Below are 24,292 nucleotides of genomic sequence, written 5' to 3'. Positions count from 1 at the left end.
GAAGTGCAGGGGCCAAGGAGGACCCGGCAATGGTTGGAAACCGTGTGTGAAATGGCTCCCGGCGACGACGTGCCGCTGGTGCCTAGGGCTGGCCATGGTCAGCCCCGCGCTGGTGCTGGCCGACGACTTGCCCCCACCGCCCACGGAGATGTCCGCCATCGCCGAGGCCACCCTTTACCTCGACCTGGTGGTGAACCAGATGCCCAGGGTTGACCTGATACCGGTGCAGCAGCGGGCCGGGCGGTTGTACCTGGACAGCGACCTATTGCGTGCAGCCGGCGTTTCGCTGCCGGGCAACCCCCAGGGGGAGGTGGCCCTGGACAGCATCGCGGGGCTGCATACCGATTACGACAGTCAGAACCAGCGCCTGTTGCTGCAGGTACCGCCGGCCTGGTTGCCTGACCAGCAAGTGGGTGATCGCAACCTTTACCCGGCCAGCGATGCGCGCAGCAGTTTTGGCGCCTTGTTCAACTACGACCTGTATCTCAACGACACCGATCAAGGCGGCACCTACCTGGCCACCTGGAACGAGCTGCGCCTGTTCGACAGCTGGGGTACCTTTTCCAGCACCGGGCAGTGGCGTCAGTCTTTCAATGGCGCACAGGCGGACGATACCCGCCGTGGCTTCATGCGTTACGACACCACCTGGCGCTTTACCGACGAGCAGCGCCTGCTGACCTACGAAGCTGGTGACTTCGTGACGGGTGCGTTGCCCTGGAGCAGTTCGGTGCGCGTGGGCGGGGTGCAGCTGTCACGCGACTTCGCGGTGCGTCCGGATCTTGTCACTTACCCGTTGCCTGCGTTCGCCGGTGAAGCGGCGGTCCCCACGTCGCTCGACCTGTTCATCAACGGTTTCAAGTCCAGCACCACCGAACTGCAGCCAGGCCCGTACACCCTGACCAACGTGCCGTTCATCAACGGGGCCGGGGAGGCGGTGGTGGTCACCACGGATGCCCTTGGCCGGCAGGTGTCGACCACCTTGCCGTTCTATGTCACCAGCAGCCTGCTGCAGAAGGGCCTGTCGGACTACTCGGTGGCCGCCGGCAGCCTGCGCCGGGATTACGGCGTACGCGATTTCAGCTATGGGCCGGGTATTGCCTCGGGCAGCCTGCGCTATGGGCTCAGTGACATGTTCACCCTGGAAACCCACGCCGAAACGGCGGAGTCGCTGATGCTGGGAGGGCTGGGTGGCAACATGCGCGTGGGCAATTTCGGCGTGCTCAACGCTGCCTTGGCGCAAAGCCGGTTCGAGGGCGACAAAGGCCACCAGGTCGCCCTTGGCTACCAGTACAACAGCCAGCGCATCGGCTTCGGTTACCAGCGCCTGCAACGCCATGGCGATTATGCCGACCTGAGCCGGGTGGGCTCCCCGGACATGCAACTGAGCAAAAGCAGCGAACAGGTTACCCTCAGTGTCAACCTGAACGCGTACGGCAGCATTGGCGCTGGCTACTTCGACGTGCGCGCCGGTGACGGAACGCGTACCCGGTTGATCAACCTGAGCTACAGCAAGCCGCTGTGGGGCAGCAGCAGTGTGTACCTGTCGGCCAACCGTGAAGTGGGTGACAGCCAGTGGGCGGTGCAGGCGCAGCTGGTGATCCCGTTCGACCTGCACGGCACCCTGGCGCTGAGCATGGAACGCAGCAATGAAGGCGAGACCCTGCAACGGGTCAACTACAGCCGCGCGGTGCCAGCGGGTGTCGGCGTCGGTTACAACCTGGGCTATGCCGCAGGCAGCGACCGTGATGCCTATCGCCAGGCCGACGTCACCTGGCGCCTGCAATCGGTGCAATTGCAGGCCGGTGTGTATGGCAGCAGCGGCGAGATGACCCGCTGGGCCGACGCCAGTGGTTCTCTGGTGTGGATGGATGCCGGCGTGTTCGCCGCCAACCGTATCGATGATGCCTTCGTGGTGGTCAGCACCGCAGGTTACGCCGATGTGCCGGTGCGTTATGAAAACCAGGAAATCGGCCGTACCGATGCCAAGGGGCACTTGCTGGTGCCTTACAGCAGTGGTTACTACCGGGGCAAGTACGAGATCGACCCCATGAACCTGCCACCGGATGTCCTCGCACCGGACGTTGAGCAGCGTGTGGCGGTACGACGGGGCAGCGGTTACTTGCTGGAGTTCCCCCTCAAGCGCGTCATGGCGGCCAGTGTCGAATTGGTGGATGGCAATCAGCAGGTGCTCAAACTGGGTAGCCGTGTCACCCACGCAGAGAGTGGCACCCAGGCGGTGGTGGGGTGGGACGGGTTGGTGTACCTGGAGAACCTGTCGTCGCATAACCGCCTTCAGGTGGCGCTTGAAGGGGGTGGGCATTGCGAAGTGGCGTTCGACCTGCCTGACGCGCAAGGCTCGGTCCCTTTGATTGGTCCGTTGGTGTGCCGATGAATGCCTGGCGGTGGGGCCTGGTGGCGAGCGTGCTGCTGTTGCCGAGCAGTACGGCCTGGGCGCTTTGCTCGTCGGTGGCCACCTTGCCGGCAGCGTTTGGCAGCCTTAATTCGACGCAGGTTCGCAACACGGTACAGACGGCTTCCAGCCTCAACTCCGGGTTGCAGTGCACCGGTTCGCTGCTGACCTTGCTCAGCAGCGGTGATCATTTCTACGCCACGATCACGCCCGCTTCGGGCGGTCTGGTCGGCCCGACAGGCGATGTCATTCCCTATACGCTCTATGCCGACAACACCACCCGCTACCCGATTACCCGGGGTGTGGCCTACGACTTCGCCCGCAACGGCATCCTCGACTTGCTGGGGCTGCTCGGCGGTACCACGCCCAAGGCGGTGCCGATCTACATGCGCACCCAGATTGGCAGCAATGTCGCGGCCGGGTTGTATCAAGAGGCCCTGACCGTGGCCTGGAGCTGGGATTATTGTTCGGGGATTGGCGCGTTGGGGATATGCCTTGGGCGCGACATCGGCTCGGGTAGCCAGCTCTTGAACGTGAGCCTGACGGTGACCAACGATTGCCAGATCACCACGCCTGACATCAGCTTCGCCAGTGCGCCGGTGGTGGCGGGGTTCGGCACGGTGAGCCAGAGCATAAACGTGTCATGCACCAAGGGCAGCAGCTACACGGTAGGGCTGGGTGACGGGCAGAACGTGTCCGGTGGGCGGCGGCGGATGAAGTCTTCGGCCAACAACTACCTGGCCTATGACATTTTCAAAAGTGCCGGTACCGTGCGCTGGGGGGCGTCAGGGGCTGCCAGGCGTTCCAGTACGGATGCCGACATCAACCCCGGCGTAGGTACCGGCACGGGTAGCCAGGTGTTCAACTACAACGCCAAGGTCTATACCGATCAGGCGACACCGCCGGCTGCGACCTATACCGACAGTGTGATACTGGATGTGCAGTTCTGAACGGCGATCAATACCCCCGAAGCAGCCGCCGCGTGTCGCGACGGGCTGCTCCTGCAGGGCTGCGCAAGACGAGGTTCAGCGCAAATCGCCTACCATGCTTGCCAGGGTCTCCAGCACCGCGCCGGCCAGTGCCTTCGAGCGCGCTCCCGACCACCCGGCAACTGCATCGGGGGCGTCGTCATGGTCCTTGAACGGCATCTCCAGCGTCAGTGACAGGCAGTCATGGGCCATGCCCACCGCGTTGCAGGCCAGCGTCGTGTTCGCCTGTCCGGGCTCGTCACGGGTATAGCCATGCACCGTCTGGAAGTCGCGAGTCAGGCTGCACAAGGTGGTACGGAACTGCTCTTCGAGCTTGGCCAGCCGAGGGGTGTAACCGGGGTTGCCCTCGCATGCGGCCGTGAACACGTGCGGGATCTCTTCGTCACCGTGCACGTCGATGAAGGCATCCACACCGTACTGCTTCATCTGCGCCTGTGCAAAGAACACTTCCGGGCTGAATTCGACGCTGGCGTCCTGCCAGGCGCGGTTGAGGTCCTTGCCTTTGAAGTTGGTGCGCAGGTGGCCGAGGAAGGCGCCGTCGGGGTTCATGTTGGGGATCAGGTAAAGGTCGGCCTTGGCGAGCAATTGCTGGACCACTGCGTCGTTGGCCTGCAGGCGGTCGATCACGCCTTCCATGAACCATTCGGCCATGTGCTCGCCCGGGTGCTGCTGGGCAATCAGCCACAGCTTGCGCTTGCCTTCGGCACCGTCGCCTGCCCGCAGCAGCGGGATATCGCGGCCCTGGATACTGCGGCCGCTGGCCAGCAACTCGACACCCGGGAGTTGGCGGGCCCGTTCGATCAGCTGGTTGTGGCGGGCACGCGGGTAGGGCTCGAAATAGGCGAACCAGATCTGGTCCTGTTCAGCCTTGACCTCGAACGATAGCGCCGTACCGTCGAACTGGCTGGGCACGCGGAACCAGCGCTGCTGGTCGTAGCTGGCCACAGCGTTGTAGCCGCTCCACGCGTTCTTGTACGAGGAGCCAGAAGCGTTGTCCAGGCTGAAGCGATGAACCTGCCCCGGTGTGAGCCCGCTGACCTTGAAGTGGAACCACTGGTAGTGGCCGCTGTGGGTGTCCGGGCGAATGGCCAGGTGTACCTGGGCCGGGTTGCTGGCATCCAGTACCTGTATGTTGCCGGAGTCGAAATCGCAGTCGATCTGCAGGGGGGACAGCGTCACGGTCATGTGCCGGGCTCCTTTGCGGGCATTGTTGTAGGGGTACTGTATACGGCTTGGCGGGGATGCTGTGCAAGAACAGGCAGGGCGAGCCGTCAGCGGACAGCCCGTATGCGGCGGGCCAGTGCCGGCAAATGCGTGGACTTCAGGTTATCTGAAGAACTGGCTGGGCGTGGTACCGAACTGGCGTTTGAACATGCTGGCGAAGGCACTTGGGCTGTCATAGCCCAAGGCCCCCGCCACATCGATGATTCGCTCGCCCAGGGCAATTCGCTCCAGTGCCTGCATCAGCCGCGCCTGCTGACGCCACTGGCCGAAGGTCATGCCGGTTTCCTTGCGGAACAACCGCTGGATGGTCTTTTCGTCCACCCCCAGTTGCACGCCCCAGTCGGCAACGGTGGCGTTATCGTCGGGCCGTTCATGCAATGCCGTGCAGATCACCCGCAGGCGCTGGTCGCTGGGTTGCGACAGCTTCAGCGGCAAGGTCGGCAGTACGCAGATTTCGTCGAGGATCAGGCGCATGACCCGGGCTTCGCGCGAGTCCTCGGCAAACGGTGCGGTGAACCCCACCGAGGCCTTGATCAGTTCGCTGAGCAAGGGCGAGATGCTGATGGCCTTGCTCTGCAGGGGCAGGCCTGTTGCCGCGTCGATGCGCACGAACACACTGCGCATCTTCACGTCGCCGACACAGCGAATGGCGTGCACCTGGCCGCAAGGCATCCACACACCGCGGCTGGGTGGCACTGTCCAGCATTCGTTTCCGGACTCGACGATCATCAGGCCTTTGATGGCATAGATCAGTTGATGCTTGGTATGGCTATGGGGCTCGATGAACCAGTCGCTTGGGTAGTCTGTCGCACGGCTACCCACTTCCCAGGTCCACTCATCGACCTCCACCAGCAATTCACGCTGCGGCTTTACCATCGTGACCTCGTATCGAAGCAGCCTGGCAGCGCCACTTTAGCAGCAACGGCCAGGGCGGGCCCGCGAGCGGGTGGCCGGTAGCAAGGCGGTGGCCAACCCGAGCAGCGGCAGGAACGCGATGGCTTGGTACACCCATTCGATGCCATGCCGGTCGGCCAGTGCGCCCAGGCCGGCTGCACCCACGCCGCTGATGCCGAACATCAGCCCGAACATCACCCCCGAAACCATGCCGACCCGGCCTGGTACCGCCTCCTGGGCATACACCACCAGGGCAGCGAATGCCGAGGACATCACCAGGCCGATGGCCACCGCCAGTACGGCTGTCCAGGCGAGGTTGGCATGGGGCAGGGCCAGGGCGAAGGGCGCCACGCCGAGGAACGAGACCCAGATCACGGCCTTGCGCCCGATGCGATCACCCACCGGGCCACCGGCAAAGGTGCCCAGCGCAACGGCTGCGAGGAACACGAACAGGTACAGCTGGCTGTGCTGCACACTCAGGCCGAAATGCTCGATCAGGTAGAAGGTGAAGAAGTTGGTGAACGAAGCGATGTAGACGAACTTGGCGAACATCAGCACGGCGATCACCACCACAGCGCGCCACATGGCACCCCGCGACAGGCCGGGGGCCTGTTGGCCCGCGAAGCTCTTGAGCCGGGCCTGGCCGTGGCGCACGCTCCAGCCCGTCACCCGCAGCAGCACCAGAACGGCCAGCGCAGCGGCCAGCATGAACCAGGCAATGGCCGGTTGGCCGTGCGGAATGATGATGGCGGCGGTGAGCAGTGGGCCGAGGGCCGAGCCGGTATTACCGCCGACCTGGAAGGTTGATTGCGCGGTCCCGAAGCGCCCGCCGGAAGCCATCCTGGCGACCCGCGAGGCCTCTGGGTGAAAGGTGGCCGAACCCACGCCGACCACGGCGGCGGCCACCAGCAGCATTTCATAGCTGCCGGCAAAGGCGAGCAGGGCGATGCCCACCAGCGTCACCACCATGCCGGCAGGCAGCAGGTAGGGTTGTGGGTGCTTGTCGGTGAACATGCCGACCCAAGGTTGCAGCAGGGAAGCGGTCACCTGATACACCAAGGCGATCCAGCCGATCTGGGCGAAGCTCAGCGCGAAATCGCTTTTCAGCATGGGGTAGATCGACGGCAGTACGGCTTGAATCAGGTCGTTGAGCAGGTGGGCGAATGCAGCAGCACCGACGATGCGCACGACAAAGCCCTGAGGCTGGTCGGCAGGCGTGGCGGCTGCTACGGAGGCGGCGGAAGTTGTCATGGGCAAGGTTCTTCTATGGCAAGGGAGCAAGGCATTGCCGCAGCAGGTTATCCAGTGCCGAGGTTGCCTGTCTCACGCCGAACGGGCAGCCAATGTCGCGTTTCGGGCATCCGTGCCCACAGCCTGACAAGCGCACGCAATCGCCCGGCATTTCATCATTGCAGTGAGGAACGGTGCGTCGCAGGCGTCAGGTGCGGCCCGTGTGCAGAAGCGGCCTTGTATCGCGGTGGGCCGCTCCTGCAGGTGGTTGCCTTCAGGCCATATCGGCTGCGGTCTTGCCGGCGACCTTGTTGCGCCCGCCCAGCCATACCAGCAACAGCCCCGCAGCCGCCAGCACACCTCCGGCCATTGGCACGGCGGCGTAGCCCAGGTTCAGGCTGATAACCGCACCACCCAGCGCCGCGCCCACGGCGTTACCCAGGTTGAACGCACCCACGTTGATCGACGATGCCAGGCCTGGCGCCTCGATGGCGGCAGTCATGACGCGCATTTGCAGCGGCGGTACCACGGCGAAGGTGAACATGCCCCAGACCAGCAGGGCGATGGCGGTGCCGAGGTGGCTGCTCAGTACCAGGGGCATCAGCAGCATGATCAGCGCCAGCACGGCAAGGAAGATTTTCGCCGCGCCATCCAGCGACCAGTCGGCCAGGCGGCCACCCAGGCTGTTGCCAAGGGTGAAGCCAACGCCGATCAGTACCAGCGCCAAGGTTACGAAGCTGTCCGAGGCACCGGTCAGTTCGGCCAGCACCGGCGCCACGTAGGTGTACAAGGTGAACATGGCGCCGGCACCGAGCACGGTGGTGGCCATTGCCAGCAGCACGCTGGGGCGGGCAATGACCGCCAGTTCCTTGCGCACATGCGGCACGCTGCCGCGTTCACCCTTGGGCAGGGCGTACCACAGCGCGGCCATGGCCAGCAGGCCAAGTACGGCGGTACCGGCAAATGCCATGCGCCAGCCGATCTGCTGGCCGATCCAGGTGGCGGCCGGTACGCCGCCGATGTTGGCGATGGTCAGGCCCATGAACATGGTGGCCACGGCGCTGGCCTGTTTTTCCTTGGGCACCACGCTGGCTGCCACCACGGCTCCCAGGCCGAAGAACGCACCATGGTTGAGGCTGGTGACCAGTCGCGAAGCGAGCAGGGTGTAGTAGTCCGGCGACAGTGACGACAGCAGGTTGCCAAGGGTGAAGATGGCCATCAGCGCCATCAGCGCAGCGCGCTTCCCAAAGCGGCTGAACAGCAAGGTCATGATCGGCGCGCCGACCATCACGCCAATGGCATAGGCGGTGATCAGCATGCCGGCGCTGGGGATGCTCACCTCCACGCCCTGGGCGATGACTGGCAGTAGCCCCATCGGGGTGAACTCGGTAGTGCCGATGCCAAAGGCGCCAATGGCCAACGCGAAGAGCACGCGGCCGGGTCTCATTGTTTGAGCAGTCATCAGTGTCAGTCCCAGGTTGGCGCCAGGCCGTCAGGGCTGACCTCGCGGCCGTTGCGCTCCAGCTTGGCGATGCGTGCCATATCGTCGGTGTCCAGCGTCAGGCCACGGGCAAGCAGGTTGCTGGCCAGGTTTTCACGCTTGGTCGACGACGGGATCACGGCATAGCCCAGTTGCAAGGCCCAGGCCAGGGCAACCTGGGCGACGGTAGCCTTGTGCTTGGCGGCGATCTGGGCCAGCACCGGGTCTTTCAGCACTTTGCCGTAGGCCAGGGTCATGTACGAGGTCACGGTGATCCCTTGTTCCTTGAGGAACGCGGTCAGCGTGCTGTTCTGCAGGTAGGGGCTGAGCTCGATCTGGTTGGTGGCGATTTCCCCTTTGCCGACCACGGCAATGGCTTGCCTGGTCAGCTCGATGTTGAAGTTGGAAACGCCGATCTGGCGAGCCAGGCCTTGCTGCTTGGCGTCGGCCAGGGCCTTCATGTACTCGGGCAGTTCTACGCCATTGCCCGGCGCTGGCCAGTGGATCAGCAGCAGGTCGACGTAGTCGGTGCGCAGCTTCTGCAAGCTGTCACGCAGGCTGGGGATCAGCTTGTCGGCGGCGTAGTTGTCGACCCAGATCTTGGTGGTGATGAACAGCTCGCTGCGCGGCACGCCGCTTTCGGCGATGGCCTGGCCCACTTCGGCTTCGTTCTTGTAGATCTGGGCGGTATCGATGACGCGGTAGCCGACTGCCAGGGCAGACTTGACCGAGTCGATGACGGTTTGGCCGGAGAGGCGGAAGGTGCCGAGGCCGAAGGAAGGAACGCTCATGGGGTTGCTCCTGAATAGGGGGAGGATCATGTGATGGCCAGTGTGCAGGTTTGAACGGCAGCGAATAAGCCGCCATGGCGCCAAAGTCCTTTGACCTGTAGTCACAAATACATTTTCAAGCTGTGCATTCACTACATAAATAGGGCCCGAGGGGACTGGAACCTTGTTCAGCTAGCGCTTTTTTATCAAGCGTTGAGGCTGCCCATGACCCCTTCAGTAATACCCGCCGACTCCATCGATGCGCTGATTGCCCGTCAGCTGCCAGGCTGGCTCAAGCGCGCATCTGCCCAAGAGCTGACAGGGCTGCGCGCCGCTGCTTTGCGCCAACAGCGGGCGCAGGACCACGTCGACGCCTGGTTAGGGGCTGTAACCCCCTTGGATGAGTTCGCCGAGTCGTTGCTCAAACGTGCACCCGAGGCCCATTCGATCAAGCAGGTAGATTTGCGCCAGGCTCAGCTCAGGCTGGTGACCCTGCAGCCAAAACCGTCGATATCACCTGCTTTACCAAGCACGTCAACACGCATCGTCAGCACCCAGACGCTTCTCTCGGCGGCACTGCATAACTTCCACGAAAAGGAAATGCAGCCTGGCTGGTTCGCGGCCGGGTCGCAGTTGGTCACTGCCAGCGGGCACCTGCTGCCGCTAAGTGCGCAAGCTTTTGTCCGCCTTTGCAGAGACATCGATATTGGCAGGCGTTATCAAAGCCATTTGCAATCGAAGCTTGAAGGCGAGGGGGTGGCCGTCGAGAGTGCCCTGGAGGAGGCGATGAGCGCCAACCTGGCGCTTGCTGCAATCGCCGCAAGAATCAAGGGTGAAATCGATGAGCAGACCTGTCAGTGGATCAACCAGGTGGTGGGCACAGGGTCTTTCCTGCCAGCCGACAACACCGTATTGAAGTGTCACACCCTGCGGCTGTTGGGCAAGGAGGTCATTGGCGCACTGGTGATCGAAGTGCGTCAGAACGCCCGCCTGCTTGGTGTTATCGCGTGGTTCCCTGAGGACCCGTATGCCCCGGTGAGTTGGCACACCAGCTGGGAGCTGCTGTACATGACCCTTGGCATACGTTTGCGTAATGAAGCGTATCGGCGCTACTTCCAGCGCTTCGTCGCAGAGCGTGATCGCGTCGCCTTCTGCGCGGCGCTGAACGCGCTGCTCAGCCACGGTAATACCGTTCTCCCGCTTGAGCTGGATGGCCGCTGTTTTGCGATCGAGGGCGACGTGTTTGTCGCGCTGCGCCAAGCCCGGATCGACAAAATGCTGGATGACGCACGGGTATTGGCGGTATCGACAGAGGATGAGGATGTCGCCGACCGTCGCGCACGTTTGCAGGGCTATCTGGATTTGGGGTTGAGCGTAGCAGGCCTGGCAGCGCTGTTTGTGCCTGTGTTGGGGCAGGCCCTGCTGGGGCTTACGGTGGTGCAGCTGGCAGGTGAGGTGTACGAAAGCTACCAGGATTGGCAGTTGGGTGATCGCGACGCCGCATTGGGCCACTTGTTCAACGTGGCCGACACGGTTGTGATGACGGCGGTGACGACGGCCGGGGCGACGGCACTTGGCAAGCTGGCCCAGCGAGTGGCGCAGGTGGATGCCTTGGTGCCGGTAAGCCTGGGCGATGGCCAGTTGCGGCTGTGTGACCCGTCCTTGTCGGGCTATCAGCGTGAGGGCGTCGATCTGATGGTAGGACAGGCCGTGAATGAAACTGGCCGTTCGCTGAGGCGCCTGCACGATACTGTCTATGAGGTGAGTGAAGGGGACGATGGCGCATGGCGTATTCATCATCCATCAAGGCCACAGGCCTACGTACCGGCACTTGAGCACAATGGTGCCGGGGGATGGGTGCATGAGTTCGAACAACCGCAGCGCTGGCATGACGCCGCCTACATGGTGCGCCGCCTTGCCAGTCGCACGGCGCAGGTGCCCGATGAGGCGGTGTCTGTGGCGTTGCAGGCCACGGGTTTCGAGGCTGACAGCCTGCGCCGTTTGTTACTGGAAAATGCGCCCCCGCCGGCACGCTTGCTCGATGCCATCGAGCGCCAGCAATTGCACCGTGATTTCCCGGCGTTGCGAGGTGAGGCTTTCGAGGAGGTCTTCAACGAGCGACAGATCAGCCCGCAAGCAGCAGACCGGGTCTTGATGCGGGACTTCCCAGGCCTTTCCCACCGCTGCGCACGGGAAATCGTCGAGGGGGCCAGCAGTGTCGAGATGGAGAGCCTGACGGGCGCAGGCCGGGTGCCCTTGGCCTTGGCGGAACGTGCACGCTGGGCAATACGCGACAGTCGGATAGACCGTGCCTGCGCAGGGTTGCGCCAGGCCGCGGCAGAAAATGACGATACCGGCAAGCTCGCGCTGGGCCTGCTCGATGCCATCGCCCCCTGGTCGGCTGGGGTCAACGTTGAGCTGCCTGCCGCGGGCAGGGGTGGGTTGCTGCAGACGTTGAGACGGCAACTGGACAGCCGCCAGCGACAGTTGCTTGGTATTAGCCAGATGACGGATGACGCACTGGGTGAGCGGCTTGGGCGTGAGGCGCTCGCTGACCGTGAAGCGGCGGCCCGAATGATTGGGCTGGCCCGTGTGGGGCAGGGGATTCGCCCTCCTGTGCGGTTGTTCGATGGGCGTTTGGGCTACCCGCTCAGTGGCCACCTGACAGGCACCCGCCAGGCACTGCGGCGCACGTTGAACCACGTGTTCCCGGTGATGAGCAGTGAGCAGCTGGAGGTCTACCTGCAAGACCTGGCGCAGCGGGGGGTGGACCCGTGGGACCATGTCAGCCAACTGTTACAGGCCAAGGTCAGCCTCAAGCAGGCATTGCAAGCCTGGCGAAATGACGCAGGGCTGAACATTGTTCGCCGCCTGCGTCGTATCAAGGTTGCCAGGCGCATTACGGCAAGCTGGCAGCGCTTTACCCCTGGGGAGGTGGCGGGTGACTACCACCTGACCCTCGTGGGTGAGCGGGTGGGTGACCTGCCGGCTTTGCCTGAAAATGTGAGTTTTGACCACATCACGCACCTGACCCTGCGCGATATGCAGCTGACGAGCCTTGATGCGGGCTTTCTTGGTCGCTTCAGCAATGTGCGCAACCTGGACTTGCGGAACAACCGGCTGACACGCCTACCTGCAGGTATCGAGCAACTGACCGAATTGAAAAACCTGCGCCTTGGCGGCAACCAGATCGTGCTTTCCAGCGAGGATAACCTGCGTTTGAGCCAGCTTGTGGAACTGCGCCGCCTGGAGCTCAACGGCAACCCGGTCGGTTTGCTGCCACCCTTGGCGTCTTTCCCCCTGCTGCGCCGGCTGTCCTTGCGCAACACCGGGCTGGGCGAACTGCCCGCTGATCTGGCCAGGCACGGTAATCTGGAGTTGCTGGACATGCGTGACAACCAGATCCAGACGCTGCCTGAAGCGTTGTCCCTAGTGCCGCTTCGCTTGTGGCGGGGCCTGGAGCTGCACGACAATCCACTCTCGGACGAAACCCTGCAGCGCTTGCAGTTGGCCAGGGCGTCGGCCGGGGCTGCTGAGCGTCGACGTGCAGCTCATGCCACTTCGATCCCGAACGCTGCAGCCCCTTGGTTTTTAGGGTTCACGCCAGCCCAGCGCGAGGTGCGATTGGCGAGCTGGAACCGCTTGAGCCAGGAAGCCGGGGCGCAGGATCTGTTTCGCTTTTTCTCTGATTTACGCGCCCTGCGTGAATACGACGCACAACCGCGCGACCTTCAGGCGCGGGTGTGGCATATCCTCGAAGCCTGCGAGCAGCACGCTGAAGTACGGGCGAGCCTGTTCGAGCAAGTTGCCCGACCGCGCAGTTGCAGCGACGAGTTGCTGCTGACGCTTAGCGAGCTGGAGGTTGGCGCGCTGGTCGCCAAGGCCGGTACAGCCGGTACCGGGTTACAGAAGGAGCGGGCGCTGGTCAGGCTGGGGCGTTCATTGTTCCGCCTGGACAAAGTCAACGCAATTGCCGCGCGGCATATTGCGGATTACTTTTCGAACGATCCCGTTGAGGTTTACCTGACCTATCGCGTCAGGCTGGCGGATAGCCTCGACCTTCCCGTGCAGCCCAGCCATCTTTCGTATGAGAGTTTCAGCGGGGTTGGCCGCGAAGACCTGGACGCCGCGCGCAGCGAGGTGCTGCGGCAGGAAACGCCACAAGCCTTGGCGCAGGCGCTGGCAGATCGATCCTTCTGGCAGGACTACCTGCACGAGCAGCAGGCGGCGCGCTTCAGCCGCTTGGACGAGCCTTTTCAGCAGCGCCTGGATGCGTTGCTCGAACAGTCGAAAACGCTGAGCGATGGCGACTATTTTGCCCAGGTCGAGCATATCTGCGCAGCGCGTGAGGTCGCGAAACGGCAGCTTTTGCTTGAATTGAGCCGAGAGGCAATTCAACGCCACGGCCTATGAACGAAACAGCCCGCCGAGAGGCGGGCTGTTCGCTGGGGCGGGACGATCAGCGGCGGCGGAACAGCGGCAGCGGTTCGTCGGTGGCGGCCTGGTAGGTCACCGAGAAGTCCTTCAGGCTTTGCAGCGCGTCTTCCGGGTCCTTGTCGGCACGGATGGCGAAGGCGTCGAAGCCGCAGCGGGCCATGAAGAACAGCTGGTCGCGCAGCACATCGCCGATGGCGCGCAGTTCGCCTTTGAACTTGTAGCGGTCACGCAGCAGGCGCGCATTGGAGTAGCTGCGGCCGTCGGTGAATGCCGGGAAGTTCAGGGCGATGACCTGGAAGTGGTGCACGTCTTCACCGATTTCCTCCGCTTCCTGGTCGCTGTCCAGCCATACACCCAGGCCGCCATCGCGAGCCTTGAGCACATGGGCATGGTCGCGCCACATTTGCAGCGGCACGATGTAGTCGTCGCAGTTGGTCAGCTCGTCAAACGAGGTTTCCTTGGGCAGCAGGTGCCAGGTTTCGTCGACGATCTGGTTGTTCTTAATGATTCGCTGCATAGACGCGTTCCTTGAAGGGGTCGATGCCGATACGCTGGTAGGTGTCGATGAAACGCTCTTCCTCGGTACGTTGCTCGACGTACACGGCGATCAGCTTCTCGATCACATCGGCCATGTCATCCTGCGCGAAGGACGGGCCAAGGATCTTGCCCAGGCTTGCGCCGCGTGCGGCGTTGCCGCCCAGCGACACCTGGTAGAACTCCTCACCCTTCTTGTCCACGCCGAGGATGCCGATGTGGCCCACGTGGTGGTGGCCGCAGGCGTTCATGCAGCCGGAGATGTTCAGGTCGATTTCGCCGATGTCGAACAGGTAGTCCAGGTCGTCGAAGCGGCGCTGGATGGACTCGGCAATCGGGATCGACTTGGCGTTTGCCAGCGAGCAGTAGTCGCCACCTGGGCAGCAGATGATGTCGGTCAGCAGGCCGATGTTCGGGGTAGCGAAGCCGCCTTCGCGCAGTTCAAGCCACAGCGCGTGCAGCTGGCGTTGCTCGACGTCGGCGAGGATGATGTTCTGCTCGTGCGAGGTGCGCAGGAAGCCGAAGCTGTAGCGTTCGGCCAGGTCGGCCACGGCGTCCAGCTGCTTGTCGGTCACGTCGCCCGGGGCAACACCGGTAGGCTTGAGTGACAGGGTAACAGCCACGTAGCCCGGGCGCTTGTGGGCGCGGGTGTTGCGCGAGCGCCAGCGGGCGAACCCTGGGTGCTCCGCATCCAGGGCGGTGTAGTCGACGTTGTCGAGTGCGAGGTACTCGGGGTCGACGAAGTGGCGCGATACGCGTTGCACTTCGGCTTCGGTCAGGGTGGTGGTGCCGCCACGCAGGTGGACCATTTCGGCCTCGACCTTTTCGGCGAACACTTCCGGGGTAAGGGCCTTGACCAGAATCTTGATCCGCGCCTTGTACTTGTTGTCACGGCGACCGTAACGGTTGTACACGCGCAGGATGGCGTCGAGGTAGCTGATCAGGTCCTGCCATGGCAGGAACTCGTTGATGAACGAGCCCACCACCGGGGTACGGCCTAGGCCGCCACCGACCAGCACACGGAAGCCCAGTTCGCCGGCCGCGTTGCGCACGGGCTCCAGGCCAATGTCGTGCACTTCGATGGCGGCGCGGTCTTCCTGCGAACCGTTGATGGCGATCTTGAACTTGCGTGGCAGGTAGGCGAATTCCGGGTGGAAGGTGGTCCACTGACGGACGATTTCACACCATGGGCGCGGGTCGACGATCTCGTCTGCGGCCACACCGGCGAACTGGTCGGTGGTGGTGTTGCGCAGGCAGTTGCCGCTGGTCTGGATCGCGTGCATCTGCACGGTGGCCAGCTCGGCGAGGATGTCGGGGATGTCTTCCAGCGCCGGCCAGTTGAACTGCACGTTCTGGCGGGTGGAAATGTGGGCATAGCCCTTGTCATAGTCGCGAGCGATCTTGGCCAGGGTGCGGACCTGGTTGGCGTTCAGCTGGCCGTACGGCACCGCGACACGCAGCATCGGCGCGAAACGTTGGATGTATAGGCCGTTCTGCAGGCGCAGAGGGCGGAATTCTTCTTCGCTCAGCTCACCGGCCAGGTAGCGGCGGGTCTGATCACGGAACTGCTTGACGCGGTCCTCGATGATCCGCTGATCGTACTCGTCGTATACGTACATAAAAGTCCTGTCTCAGGCATGCAGCTATTCGCGCGCACGGCCGCGCACTCCGGTACGGAGCCGGGGAACGATAGCAGGTTGCGGTTATGCGCTAAAGTGATGTTTTTGCATATGAAAAGAACCAAATGGACTATGTGAGATTGACTGCCATTTGTGCGCGGAGCATCGCCAGGCGTTTATAATCCGGCGTTTGCTTCGCAGAGATGTGACCCCATGCTCAAGGCCCTGTGCCAAAGCTTGTGCCTTGTGTTGCCATTGGTGGCAAATGCGCAACCGGCTTCGGTGGTGTTCCTCAACCCGGGGCTGTCCACCGAGACATTCTGGACCAGCTATACCCGCTTCATGCAGGCTGCCGCGGACGAGCTGGGCATGACCCTGCAGGTGCAATACAGCGAGCGCCGAGCCGACCTGGCACTGGCCCAGGCCCGGGCGATCCTGAGTGCGCCGCAGCGTCCGGATTACTTGGTGCTGGTCAATGAGCAGTACGTGGCACCGGAAATCCTGCGGTTGTCGCGTGGCACCGGGGTGAAACTGCTGCTGGTCAATAATGGCCTGACCGCCAGCCAGCGCCTCAGCATCGAGGCCCAGCCCGGCAAGTATGCCGAGCCACTGGGTACCTTGATGAGCAACGACGAGAAGGCAGGCTTCCAGATGTTGCACCTGATGCTCGCGCAGCTGCCTCGCGACGCAGGGCCGGTGGATCTGGTGGCTTTTGCCGGGGTCAAGACCACCCCGGCCTCGCAGTTGCGCGTTGAGGGCATGCGCCGCGCCTTGGCCGATTTCCCTCAGGTGCGCTTGCGGCAAGTGGTATACGGCGGCTGGAACCGCCAGCGCGCCTACGAGCAAGCGAAGCAGTTGCTTGAGCGTTACCCGGCCACCCGGCTGGTGTGGTCGGCCAATGACCAGATGGCCTTTGGTGCCATGCAGGCGTTCGAGGAGGCCGGGTACACGGCGGGTCGTGACGTGCTGTTCGCTGCCGTCAACAGCTCGCCCGAAGCGTTGCGCGCACGTATCGATGGGCGCTTGAGCGTGCTGATGGGGGGGCATTTCACCCTTGGCGGTTGGGCCATGGTGATGCTGCACGATGACGCCCACGGGCTGGCGTTGAACCGCGACGGCCTGCGCGAGCGCCGTGTTCCGGTATTGCAGGAAATCGATCAGGCCAAGGCCAGGCGTTGGCTGAAGCTGTTGGAAAGGGACGACTACGGCGTCGATTTTCGGCGTTACAGTGCTGAAGGGCGCCCGCCCGGTTACCGTTACCCGTTTCTGGCGTCACCGGTCGAATATTGAATGACCCTGCTTGAGGGAAGGGCATTGCTCGTCTTAACTGCTGGTGGTGAAGTGCATTCCCATAACCACTACAAGAGGCAATGCAATGGGAAACTCAACCAAGGTCCGCAAAGCTGACAGCAGCGTCGATGCCTGGGCGATCCTCTGCCTGATCGTTCTGGTGGTGGTCACTGCCGTGTATTGGGTCAGCCACCAGTGACTTGAAACTCAAGACCGTGATGTAGCAGGGCGCCTGTGGGAGGGAATCTCGCAGGCGCTTTAGTATTGCCTGTGCCCGTCTCTTTGCGGTGAAAACATCTGCCTTGATAATGGCGCAGCACCGCTGTAGGAGCGGGTTTACCCGCGAAAGGGCCGGCCCTGCTGGCCAATTTCCACCTGCCGTTCACCGTTGCGGCCGCGACCGTATTCGCGGGTAAACCCGCTCCTACACACGCATCGCTGGTTGGGGAAAGGCCGTCGTAGGAGCGGGTTTACCCGCGAAAGGGCCGGACCTGCTGGCCAATCTCCCCCCGCCGTTCACCATTGCCGCCGCGACCGTATTCGCGGGTAAACCCGCTCCTACACACGCATCGCTGGTTGGGGAAAGGCCGTCGTAGGAGCGGGTTCACCCGCGAAAGGGCCGGGGCTGCTGGCCAATTACCACCTGCCGTTCACCGTTGCCGCCGCGACCGTATTCGCGGGTAAACCCGCTCCTACACACGCATCGCTGGTTGGACACAGGCCGCTGTAGGCGCGGGTTTACCCGCGAAGAGGCCGGCATAGGCTAGCGGGTCAGGTGCAGCGCCAATTGCACCAGGCCGATCAATACCGCAATGAACACCAGGGTGAACAGCGCCCCCAGCGTAATGAAATGGCTGGCTTTGCCGTGGGTGAAGTCGCGTGCGCGGTTTTTGCCGCTTTGCACGCCGAAGGCGGCAGCGAGGATGCTGTGCAGCATCTGCCAGAAGGTCGGGGGTTTGCCCTGGCTGGAATCGTCCATGGTGGCTCCTGGGGAAATCAGAGGCAATCAAAGACAGTGTAGGCAATGGTTGTGAGGTTGCCTGTGCCGGCCTCTTCGCGGGTAAACCCGCTCCTACAGGTCAATCACGGCCCTTGAGGCCTGTTTCATACCTGTGTGGGCGAGCCCGCGAAGAAGCCAGCGCAGTCGTTTAGCTGTCATACCCCAGGTTAGGCGCCAGCCAGCGCTCGCTTACGCTGATATCCTGGCCTTTGCGTGCGCTGTAACGTTCGATCTGGTCCTTGTCGACCTTGCCTACGGCAAAATACTTCGCCTGCGGGTGGGCGAAGTACCAGCCGCTGACCGCCGCCGCCGGGAACATCGCGAAGTGCTCGGTGAGGTACACCCCGCTTGGCCCGGTCTCACCGATGGCGGTGCCATCGAGCAGGCGGAACAGGGTTTCCTTTTCGGTGTGGTCGGGGCAGGCTGGGTAGCCCGGTGCAGGGCGGATGCCGCTGTACTGCTCCTTGATCAGCGCCTCGTTGTCCAGGTGTTCGTCGCGGGCATAGCCCCAGTGCTCTTTACGCACCTGCTCGTGCAGCCATTCGGCACAGGCTTCGGCCAGGCGGTCGGCCAGGGCCTTGACCATGATCGAGCTGTAGTCGTCGCCCTTGTCCTGGTAAGCCTTGGCCACTTCCTCGGCACCGATGCCGGCGGTGGTGATAAAACCACCTACGTAGTCGGTCACGCCGCTGTCTTTCGGTGCGACGAAGTCGGCCAGCGACCAGTTGGGCTTGCCGTCCGGCTTGATGGTCTGCTGGCGCAGATGGTGCAGGGTGGCCAGTGCCTGGCCATCTTCGCCGTAGACTTCGATGTCGTCATCGGCCACCTGGTTGGCCGGCCAGAAACCGAATACCGCGCGGGCGCTGATCAGCTTCTCGTCGATCAGCTTGTCGAGCATCTCGCGGGCATCCTTGTACAGCGCCGTAGCAGCCTCGCCAACCACCTCGTCGGTGAGGATGCGCGGGAACTTGCCGGCCAAGTCCCAGGAGATGAAGAACGGGGTCCAGTCGATGTACTCGGCCAGGGTGCGCAAATCGATGTCTTCCAGCACCTTGACGCCGGTGAAGGAGGGCACCGCTGGCTGGTAGCTGGCCCAGTCGTACTGCGGCTTGGCAGCGATCGCCTGGGCGTAGCTGAGGCGCTCGGTGCGGGCGCTGCGGTTGGCGGTGCGCTCGCGCACGTCCACGTATTCCAGGCGGGTCTTCTCGACGAAGCCCGGCTTGAGTTCTTTGGACAGCAACTGGGTGGCCACGCCGACCGCGCGCGAAGCGTCGGTGACGTAGATGACTGCGTCGTTGCTGTACTTGGGCTCGATCTTGACCGCCGTGTGCGCCTTGGAGGTGGTGGCGCCACCGATCATCAGCGGCAGTTCGAAGCCCTGGCGCTGCATTTCGCGGGCAACGTGGACCATTTCGTCCAGCGACGGGGTAATCAGGCCGGACAGGCCGATGATGTCGCACTTCTGCTCGCGGGCTGTCTGCAGGATCTTCTCCGCCGGCACCATCACGCCAAGGTCGACGATGTCGTATCCGTTACAGCCCAGCACCACGCCGACAATGTTCTTCCCGATGTCGTGCACGTCGCCTTTCACCGTGGCCATCAGGATCTTGCCCTTGGCTTCCGGCTTGTCGCCTTTTTCGGCTTCGATGAAGGGGATCAGGTGAGCAACGGCCTGTTTCATGACGCGGGCCGACTTGACCACCTGCGGCAGGAACATCTTGCCCGCGCCGAACAGGTCGCCGACCACGTTCATGCCGTTCATCAGCGGGCCTTCGATCACTTCGATGGGGCGCGCGCACTGCTGGCGGCATTCTTCGGTGTCTTCGACGATGAACGCGGTGATGCCCTTGACCAGCGCGTGCTCCAGGCGTTTTTCCACCGGCAGCGAGCGCCACTCTTCGTTTTCCACTTCCTTGGTTGCGCCGCCACCCTTGTAGTCGTCGGCGATGGCCAGCAGTGCATCGGTGCCATGCGGGGTGCGGTTGAGCACCACGTCCTCGACCTTTTCACGCAGCTGGGCCGGGATCTCGTCGTAGATCTCCAGCTGGCCGGCGTTGACGATACCCATAGTCAGGCCGTTCTGGATGGCGTGATACAGGAACACCGAGTGGATCGCCTCACGCACCGGGTTGTTGCCTCGGAACGAGAACGACACGTTGGACACGCCACCCGAGCTCAGGGCGTGGGGCAGGTGGTCGCGGATATAGGCACAGGCCTCGATGAAGTCGACGGCGTAGTTGTTGTGCTCTTCGATACCGGTGGCGACGGCGAAGATGTTCGGGTCGAAGATGATGTCTTCTGGCGGGAAGCCCACTTCGTTGACCAGGATGTCATAGCTGCGCTGGCAGATTTCCTTCTTGCGCGCGGCAGTGTCGGCCTGGCCGACTTCGTCGAAAGCCATGACCACCACGGCAGCGCCATAGCGCTTGCACAGGCGGGCGTGGTGCTTGAACTGCTCGACGCCTTCCTTCATGGAAATGGAGTTGACGATGCCCTTGCCCTGGATGCACTTGAGGCCGGCTTCGATCACTTCCCACTTGGACGAGTCGATCATGATCGGTACACGCGAGATGTCCGGCTCACCCGCGATCAGGTTGAGGAACCGGACCATGGCCGCCTGGGAGTCGAGCATCCCTTCGTCCATGTTGATGTCGATTACCTGAGCGCCGGCCTCGACCTGCTGCAGGGCGACTTCCAGGGCTTCGGTATAGTTCTCTTCGCGGATCAGCCGGGCGAATTTGGCGGAACCGGTGATGTTGGTGCGCTCACCGACGTTGACGAACAGCGACTGGCGGTCGATGGTGAACGGCTCCAGGCCCGACAGGCGGCAGGCCTTGGCGATTTCCGGGAGCTCGCGCGGCTTGTACTTGGCCACGGCTTCGGCAATGGCCTGGATGTGCCCCGGCGTGGTACCGCAGCAGCCGCCAATGATGTTGAGGAAGCCGCTGGCCGCGAATTCTTCGACTACCGCGGCCATCTCGGCCGGGGTTTCGTCGTACTCGCCGAAGGCGTTCGGCAGGCCGGCATTGGGGTGGGCGGACACGTGGGTGTCGGCCTTGGTGGCCAGCTCTTCCAGATACGGGCGCAGGTCCTTGGCGCCGAGGGCGCAGTTCAGGCCCACGGAAATCGGCTTGGCGTGGCGCACCGAGTTCCAGAACGCTTCGGTGGTCTGACCCGACAGGGTACGGCCGGAGGCGTCGGTGATGGTGCCGGAGATCATGATCGGCAGTTCGACGTTGTCGTCCTCGAACACTTGCTGCACGGCGAAGATCGCCGCCTTGGCGTTGAGGGTGTCGAAGATGGTTTCGATCAGGATCAGGTCGGCGCCGCCTTCGATCAAGCCGCGGGTGGCCTCGATGTAGTTTTCTACCAACTCGTCGAAGGTGACGTTGCGAAACCCTGGGTCGTTGACGTCCGGGGAAATCGAACAGGTTCGGCTGGTAGGGCCGAGCACGCCGGCAACGAAGCGCGGCTTGTCGGGCGTTTCCAGGGTCTTGGCATCGGCAACCTGGCGAGCGATGCGCGCGCCTTCGACGTTCAGCTCGTAAACCAGCGACTCCATGCCGTAGTCGGCCTGGGAAATCTGCGTGGCGTTGAAGGTGTTGGTTTCGAGAATATCGGCACCAGCATCCAGATAGGCCTTCTCGATGGCTGCGATCACGTCCGGGCGGCTGAGCAGCAACAAGTCGTTGTTACCCTTCACATCGCTTGGCCAATCGGCAAAACGCGTGCCACGATAGTCGTGTTCCTCCAGACGGTAGCTTTGGATCATAGTACCCATGCCGCCGTCGAGGATCAGGATGCGCTCTTTGAGTGCGTTCTGGAGTGCTTGGAGACGAGCGCTGCGGTCGGACATAGGAACTACCTGGTCGGGCGAATATCAGAAGGTGCCGAATCATAACAAAGCTGCGCGGTTTTTAGGCATGTCGCCCATTTGCATGAAAACTGCTCATGTTGGGCGGGTGGAGGCAGCGCAAGGCACCCAGGACGACCAGGCAACAAATCGTGATGGCTTTCAAGAACCAGGACTTTCCGCACATGGTGCATCGTATCCTTGCCGGCGCCTTCGCCTTGCTCATCAGCGGCGCGGTATTCGGGCAGGCCCCCCAGTCGAGCCCGGCTATTTCCTACACCCGGGACATTCAACCGATCTTCACCGAGAAGTGCGTGGCCTGCCACGCCTGCAACGACGCCGCCTGCCAGCTCAAGCTGGAAAGCCCTGAAGGCGCGGTACGCGGGGCCAGCAAGGTCCCGGTGTACCAGGGCGAGCGGAGCAAGGCGGTGCCCACCACGCGGCTGTTCTACGACGCACACAGCGAAGAGCAATGGCGCAAGAAGGGCTTCTACTCGGTGCTCGACAACCAGGGCGGTCAGGCTGCGTTGATGGCGCGCATGCTGGAGTTGGGCCACACGACCCCGCTTACGCCCAACGCCAAGCTACCCGAAGAGATCGTCCTGGGCCTGAGCCGCAACAACATGTGCCCGTTGCCCCATGAATTTGACGCCTATGCCGGCGCACACCCCAAGGAGGGCATGCCGCTGGCGGTGACCGGGCTGACCGACGACGAATACGCCACCCTGCGCCGCTGGCTGGCGGCCGGTGCGCCGGTGGAGTACCAGCCGATCCAGCCTAGCGCGGCCGAAGCCAGGCAGATCGCAGAGTGGGAAGAACTGCTCAACCGCCCGGGTTCCACCGAGGCGCTGGTGGGCCGCTGGCTGTACGAGCACCTGTTTTTGGCGCACATCTATTTCGCTGGCGGCGAGCAGGGCCACTTCTTCCAGTGGGTGCGCTCGCGCACGCCAAGTGGCAAGCCGGTCGATATCATTGCCACCCGCCGCCCCAACGACCCACCGGGCACGGACTTCTACTACCGGTTGATCCCGGTGCAGGGCGTGATTGTGCACAAGACGCACATCACCTACCCGATGGGGCCGCAGAAGCTCAAGCGCGTGAAGCAGCTGTTCTATGCCGGTGACTGGCATGCTGCCGCGCTTCCGGGCTACGGCCCGCGCCACCGGGCCAATCCGTTTGAAACCTTCGAGGCGATCCCGGCGGTGGCGCGCTACCAGTTCATGCTGGATAACGCCGAGTACTTCGTGCGCACCTTCATCCGTGGCCCGGTGTGCCGCGGGCAGATTGCCACTGACGTGATCCGCGACAACTTCTGGGCGCTGTTCCAGGAGCCGGCCTTCGATCGCTACATCACCGATGCCAAGTACCGCGGCGAGGCTACCCCGCTGCTGGCCATGCCTGGTCAGATCGATGACGTGGGCAGTGTGCTGAGCCTGTGGCACGCCTATCGTGACAAGCGCAACGACTACGAGAAACTGCGCCGTGAAGCCTATGCCGAAATGCCGGCACCGAAATGGTCGACGCTGTGGGCCGGTAACGACAATGCGCTGCTGAGCATCTTCCGCCACTTCGACAGCGCATCGGTGACCAAGGGCCTGGTGGGGGATGTGCCGCTGACCGTGTGGCTGTTCGACTACCCGTTGTTCGAGCGCACGTATTACCAGCTGGCGGTCAACTTCGATGTGTATGGCAACGTTTCGCACCAGTTGCAGACGCGCCTGTACTTCGACCTGATCCGCAACGGCGCCGAGGTCAACTTCCTGCGCCTGATGCCGGCCGACCAGCGCAAGGCGATCCTTGGCGACTGGTACCAGAACAGTGGCAAGGTGAAGATGTGGATGGATTATGAAGACATCGACACCGACACCCCGAGTGGCATCAAGCTCGACCCGCGCAACCCCAAACGCGACTTTGGCCTGAAGCTGCTGCAGCGCACCGGCAGCCTGAATGCCGCACCGGACCCGATCAACCGCTGCCAGGGCGCGTTCTGCTCACGGCCGCAGATGAGCGAAGAATTCCGCAATGCCGAGCAGTCGCTCAGCCGTCTGGTGTCGCGCCCGGCGGCCGGGCTGAAGGTGATCAACCAGTTGCCCGAGGCGACCATGCTGCGTATCGAAGGGCAGGACGGCCAACGTCAGGTGTACAGCCTGCTGCGCAACCGCGCGCACAGCAACGTGGCGTTCCTGCTGGGTGAGGCGTACCGCTACCAGCCGGGGCTGGATACCCTGACCCTGTACCCGGGTGTGCTCTCCAGCTACCCGAACTTCATCTTCAACATCCCGACCAAGGATGTGCCGGAGTTCGTCGAGGACATGGAGTACGCCAAAGATGACGCGGCGAAGTTCGAGCGCATTGTCATGCGCTGGGGTGTGCGCCGCAGTCACCCGGCGTTCTGGCGCTATTTCCATGACCTGAACAGCTATATCAAGGAAACCGAACCGGTCGAGGCGGGCGTGCTGGACATGAACCGGTACGAGAACCTCTGATCGGGTTGGCTGACCTTTCCGAGTACCTTGCGGTCGGAACGGGTGGGTGGTCTTGATCGATTGCAAAAGGGGGCTG

14 protein-coding genes are annotated in these 24,292 nt (G+C 63.0%); 5 read left to right on the top strand and 9 right to left on the bottom strand.

Annotation, left to right across the window (positions count from 1 at the left end; genetic code table 11):
- Nucleotides 1–94: 94 nt before the first annotated feature.
- Nucleotides 95–2,392 (top strand): fimbria/pilus outer membrane usher protein, encoded by a 2,298-nt coding sequence (locus LMH93_RS17710; protein WP_230065372.1) that lies wholly within the window; start codon nt 95–97, stop codon nt 2,390–2,392.
- Complete coding sequence (locus tag LMH93_RS17705) at nt 2,389–3,360, top strand: Csu type fimbrial protein (RefSeq protein ID WP_230064429.1); 972 nt, start codon at nt 2,389–2,391, stop codon at nt 3,358–3,360. The genes LMH93_RS17710 and LMH93_RS17705 overlap by 4 nt, the downstream gene beginning before the upstream one ends.
- Before the next feature lie 75 nt (nt 3,361–3,435).
- Here the strand turns inward: LMH93_RS17705 and LMH93_RS17700 are convergent, their stop codons facing one another.
- The 5 genes from LMH93_RS17700 to dkgB all read right to left on the bottom strand — a co-directional run bounded on the left by LMH93_RS17700 (nt 3,436) and on the right by dkgB (nt 9,018).
- On the bottom strand, nt 3,436–4,584 hold the full coding sequence (locus tag LMH93_RS17700) for a M14 family metallopeptidase (RefSeq protein ID WP_003250378.1): 1,149 nt from the start codon (nt 4,582–4,584) through the stop codon (nt 3,436–3,438).
- Nucleotides 4,585–4,725: 141 nt separating this feature from the next.
- Nucleotides 4,726–5,499, bottom strand: coding sequence for an AraC family transcriptional regulator (locus LMH93_RS17695; protein ID WP_004575751.1), 774 nt, complete (start codon nt 5,497–5,499; stop codon nt 4,726–4,728).
- Nucleotides 5,500–5,535: 36 nt separating this feature from the next.
- Nucleotides 5,536–6,768: an MFS transporter gene (locus LMH93_RS17690; protein WP_230064428.1), complete on the bottom strand. Its 1,233-nt coding sequence runs from the start codon at nt 6,766–6,768 to the stop codon at nt 5,536–5,538.
- A gap of 253 nt (nt 6,769–7,021) precedes the next feature.
- Nucleotides 7,022–8,194, bottom strand: coding sequence for an MFS transporter (locus LMH93_RS17685; protein WP_100773397.1), 1,173 nt, complete (start codon nt 8,192–8,194; stop codon nt 7,022–7,024).
- A gap of 20 nt (nt 8,195–8,214) precedes the next feature.
- Nucleotides 8,215–9,018, bottom strand: coding sequence for a 2,5-didehydrogluconate reductase DkgB (gene dkgB, locus LMH93_RS17680; RefSeq protein ID WP_047604040.1), 804 nt, complete (start codon nt 9,016–9,018; stop codon nt 8,215–8,217).
- Nucleotides 9,019–9,222: 204 nt separating this feature from the next.
- Between dkgB and LMH93_RS17675 the strand changes: the two genes are divergently transcribed.
- Nucleotides 9,223–13,410, top strand: a complete 4,188-nt coding sequence (locus LMH93_RS17675) for an NEL-type E3 ubiquitin ligase domain-containing protein (RefSeq protein ID WP_230064427.1) — start codon at nt 9,223–9,225, stop codon at nt 13,408–13,410.
- Nucleotides 13,411–13,456: 46 nt separating this feature from the next.
- Here LMH93_RS17675 and LMH93_RS17670 read toward each other — a convergent pair whose 3' ends face one another.
- Together LMH93_RS17670 and LMH93_RS17665 are read right to left on the bottom strand one after the other, a co-directional pair.
- Nucleotides 13,457–13,951, bottom strand: coding sequence for a DUF934 domain-containing protein (locus LMH93_RS17670; protein WP_003250391.1), 495 nt, complete (start codon nt 13,949–13,951; stop codon nt 13,457–13,459).
- Complete coding sequence (locus tag LMH93_RS17665; RefSeq protein WP_012052949.1) at nt 13,935–15,587, bottom strand: nitrite/sulfite reductase; 1,653 nt, start codon at nt 15,585–15,587, stop codon at nt 13,935–13,937. The genes LMH93_RS17670 and LMH93_RS17665 overlap by 17 nt, the downstream gene beginning before the upstream one ends.
- A gap of 213 nt (nt 15,588–15,800) precedes the next feature.
- Here LMH93_RS17665 and LMH93_RS17660 point away from each other — a divergent pair, with 213 nt between their 5' ends.
- Complete coding sequence (locus LMH93_RS17660; protein ID WP_230064426.1) at nt 15,801–16,877, top strand: ABC transporter substrate-binding protein; 1,077 nt, start codon at nt 15,801–15,803, stop codon at nt 16,875–16,877.
- A gap of 763 nt (nt 16,878–17,640) precedes the next feature.
- Here the strand turns inward: LMH93_RS17660 and LMH93_RS17655 are convergent.
- Both LMH93_RS17655 and metH read right to left on the bottom strand, forming a co-directional pair.
- On the bottom strand, nt 17,641–17,856 hold the full coding sequence (locus LMH93_RS17655) for a DUF2970 domain-containing protein (protein ID WP_003250401.1): 216 nt from the start codon (nt 17,854–17,856) through the stop codon (nt 17,641–17,643).
- Nucleotides 17,857–18,025: 169 nt separating this feature from the next.
- Entirely contained in the window at nt 18,026–21,733 is a 3,708-nt protein-coding gene (gene metH, locus LMH93_RS17650; protein ID WP_047604036.1) for a methionine synthase, read from the bottom strand.
- Nucleotides 21,734–21,915: 182 nt separating this feature from the next.
- Between metH and LMH93_RS17645 the strand changes: the two genes are divergently transcribed.
- Nucleotides 21,916–24,216, top strand: coding sequence for a fatty acid cis/trans isomerase (locus LMH93_RS17645; RefSeq protein ID WP_230065371.1), 2,301 nt, complete (start codon nt 21,916–21,918; stop codon nt 24,214–24,216).
- The last annotated feature ends 76 nt before the right edge of the window (nt 24,217–24,292 follow it).

Origin of the sequence: Pseudomonas sp. CIP-10 (assembly GCF_020911845.1) — a bacterium.
Lineage (GTDB): Bacteria > Pseudomonadota > Gammaproteobacteria > Pseudomonadales > Pseudomonadaceae > Aquipseudomonas > Aquipseudomonas alloputida.
Note: the sequence above shows the minus strand (reverse complement) of the source record. Positions and strands in the feature narration are given on the sequence as shown.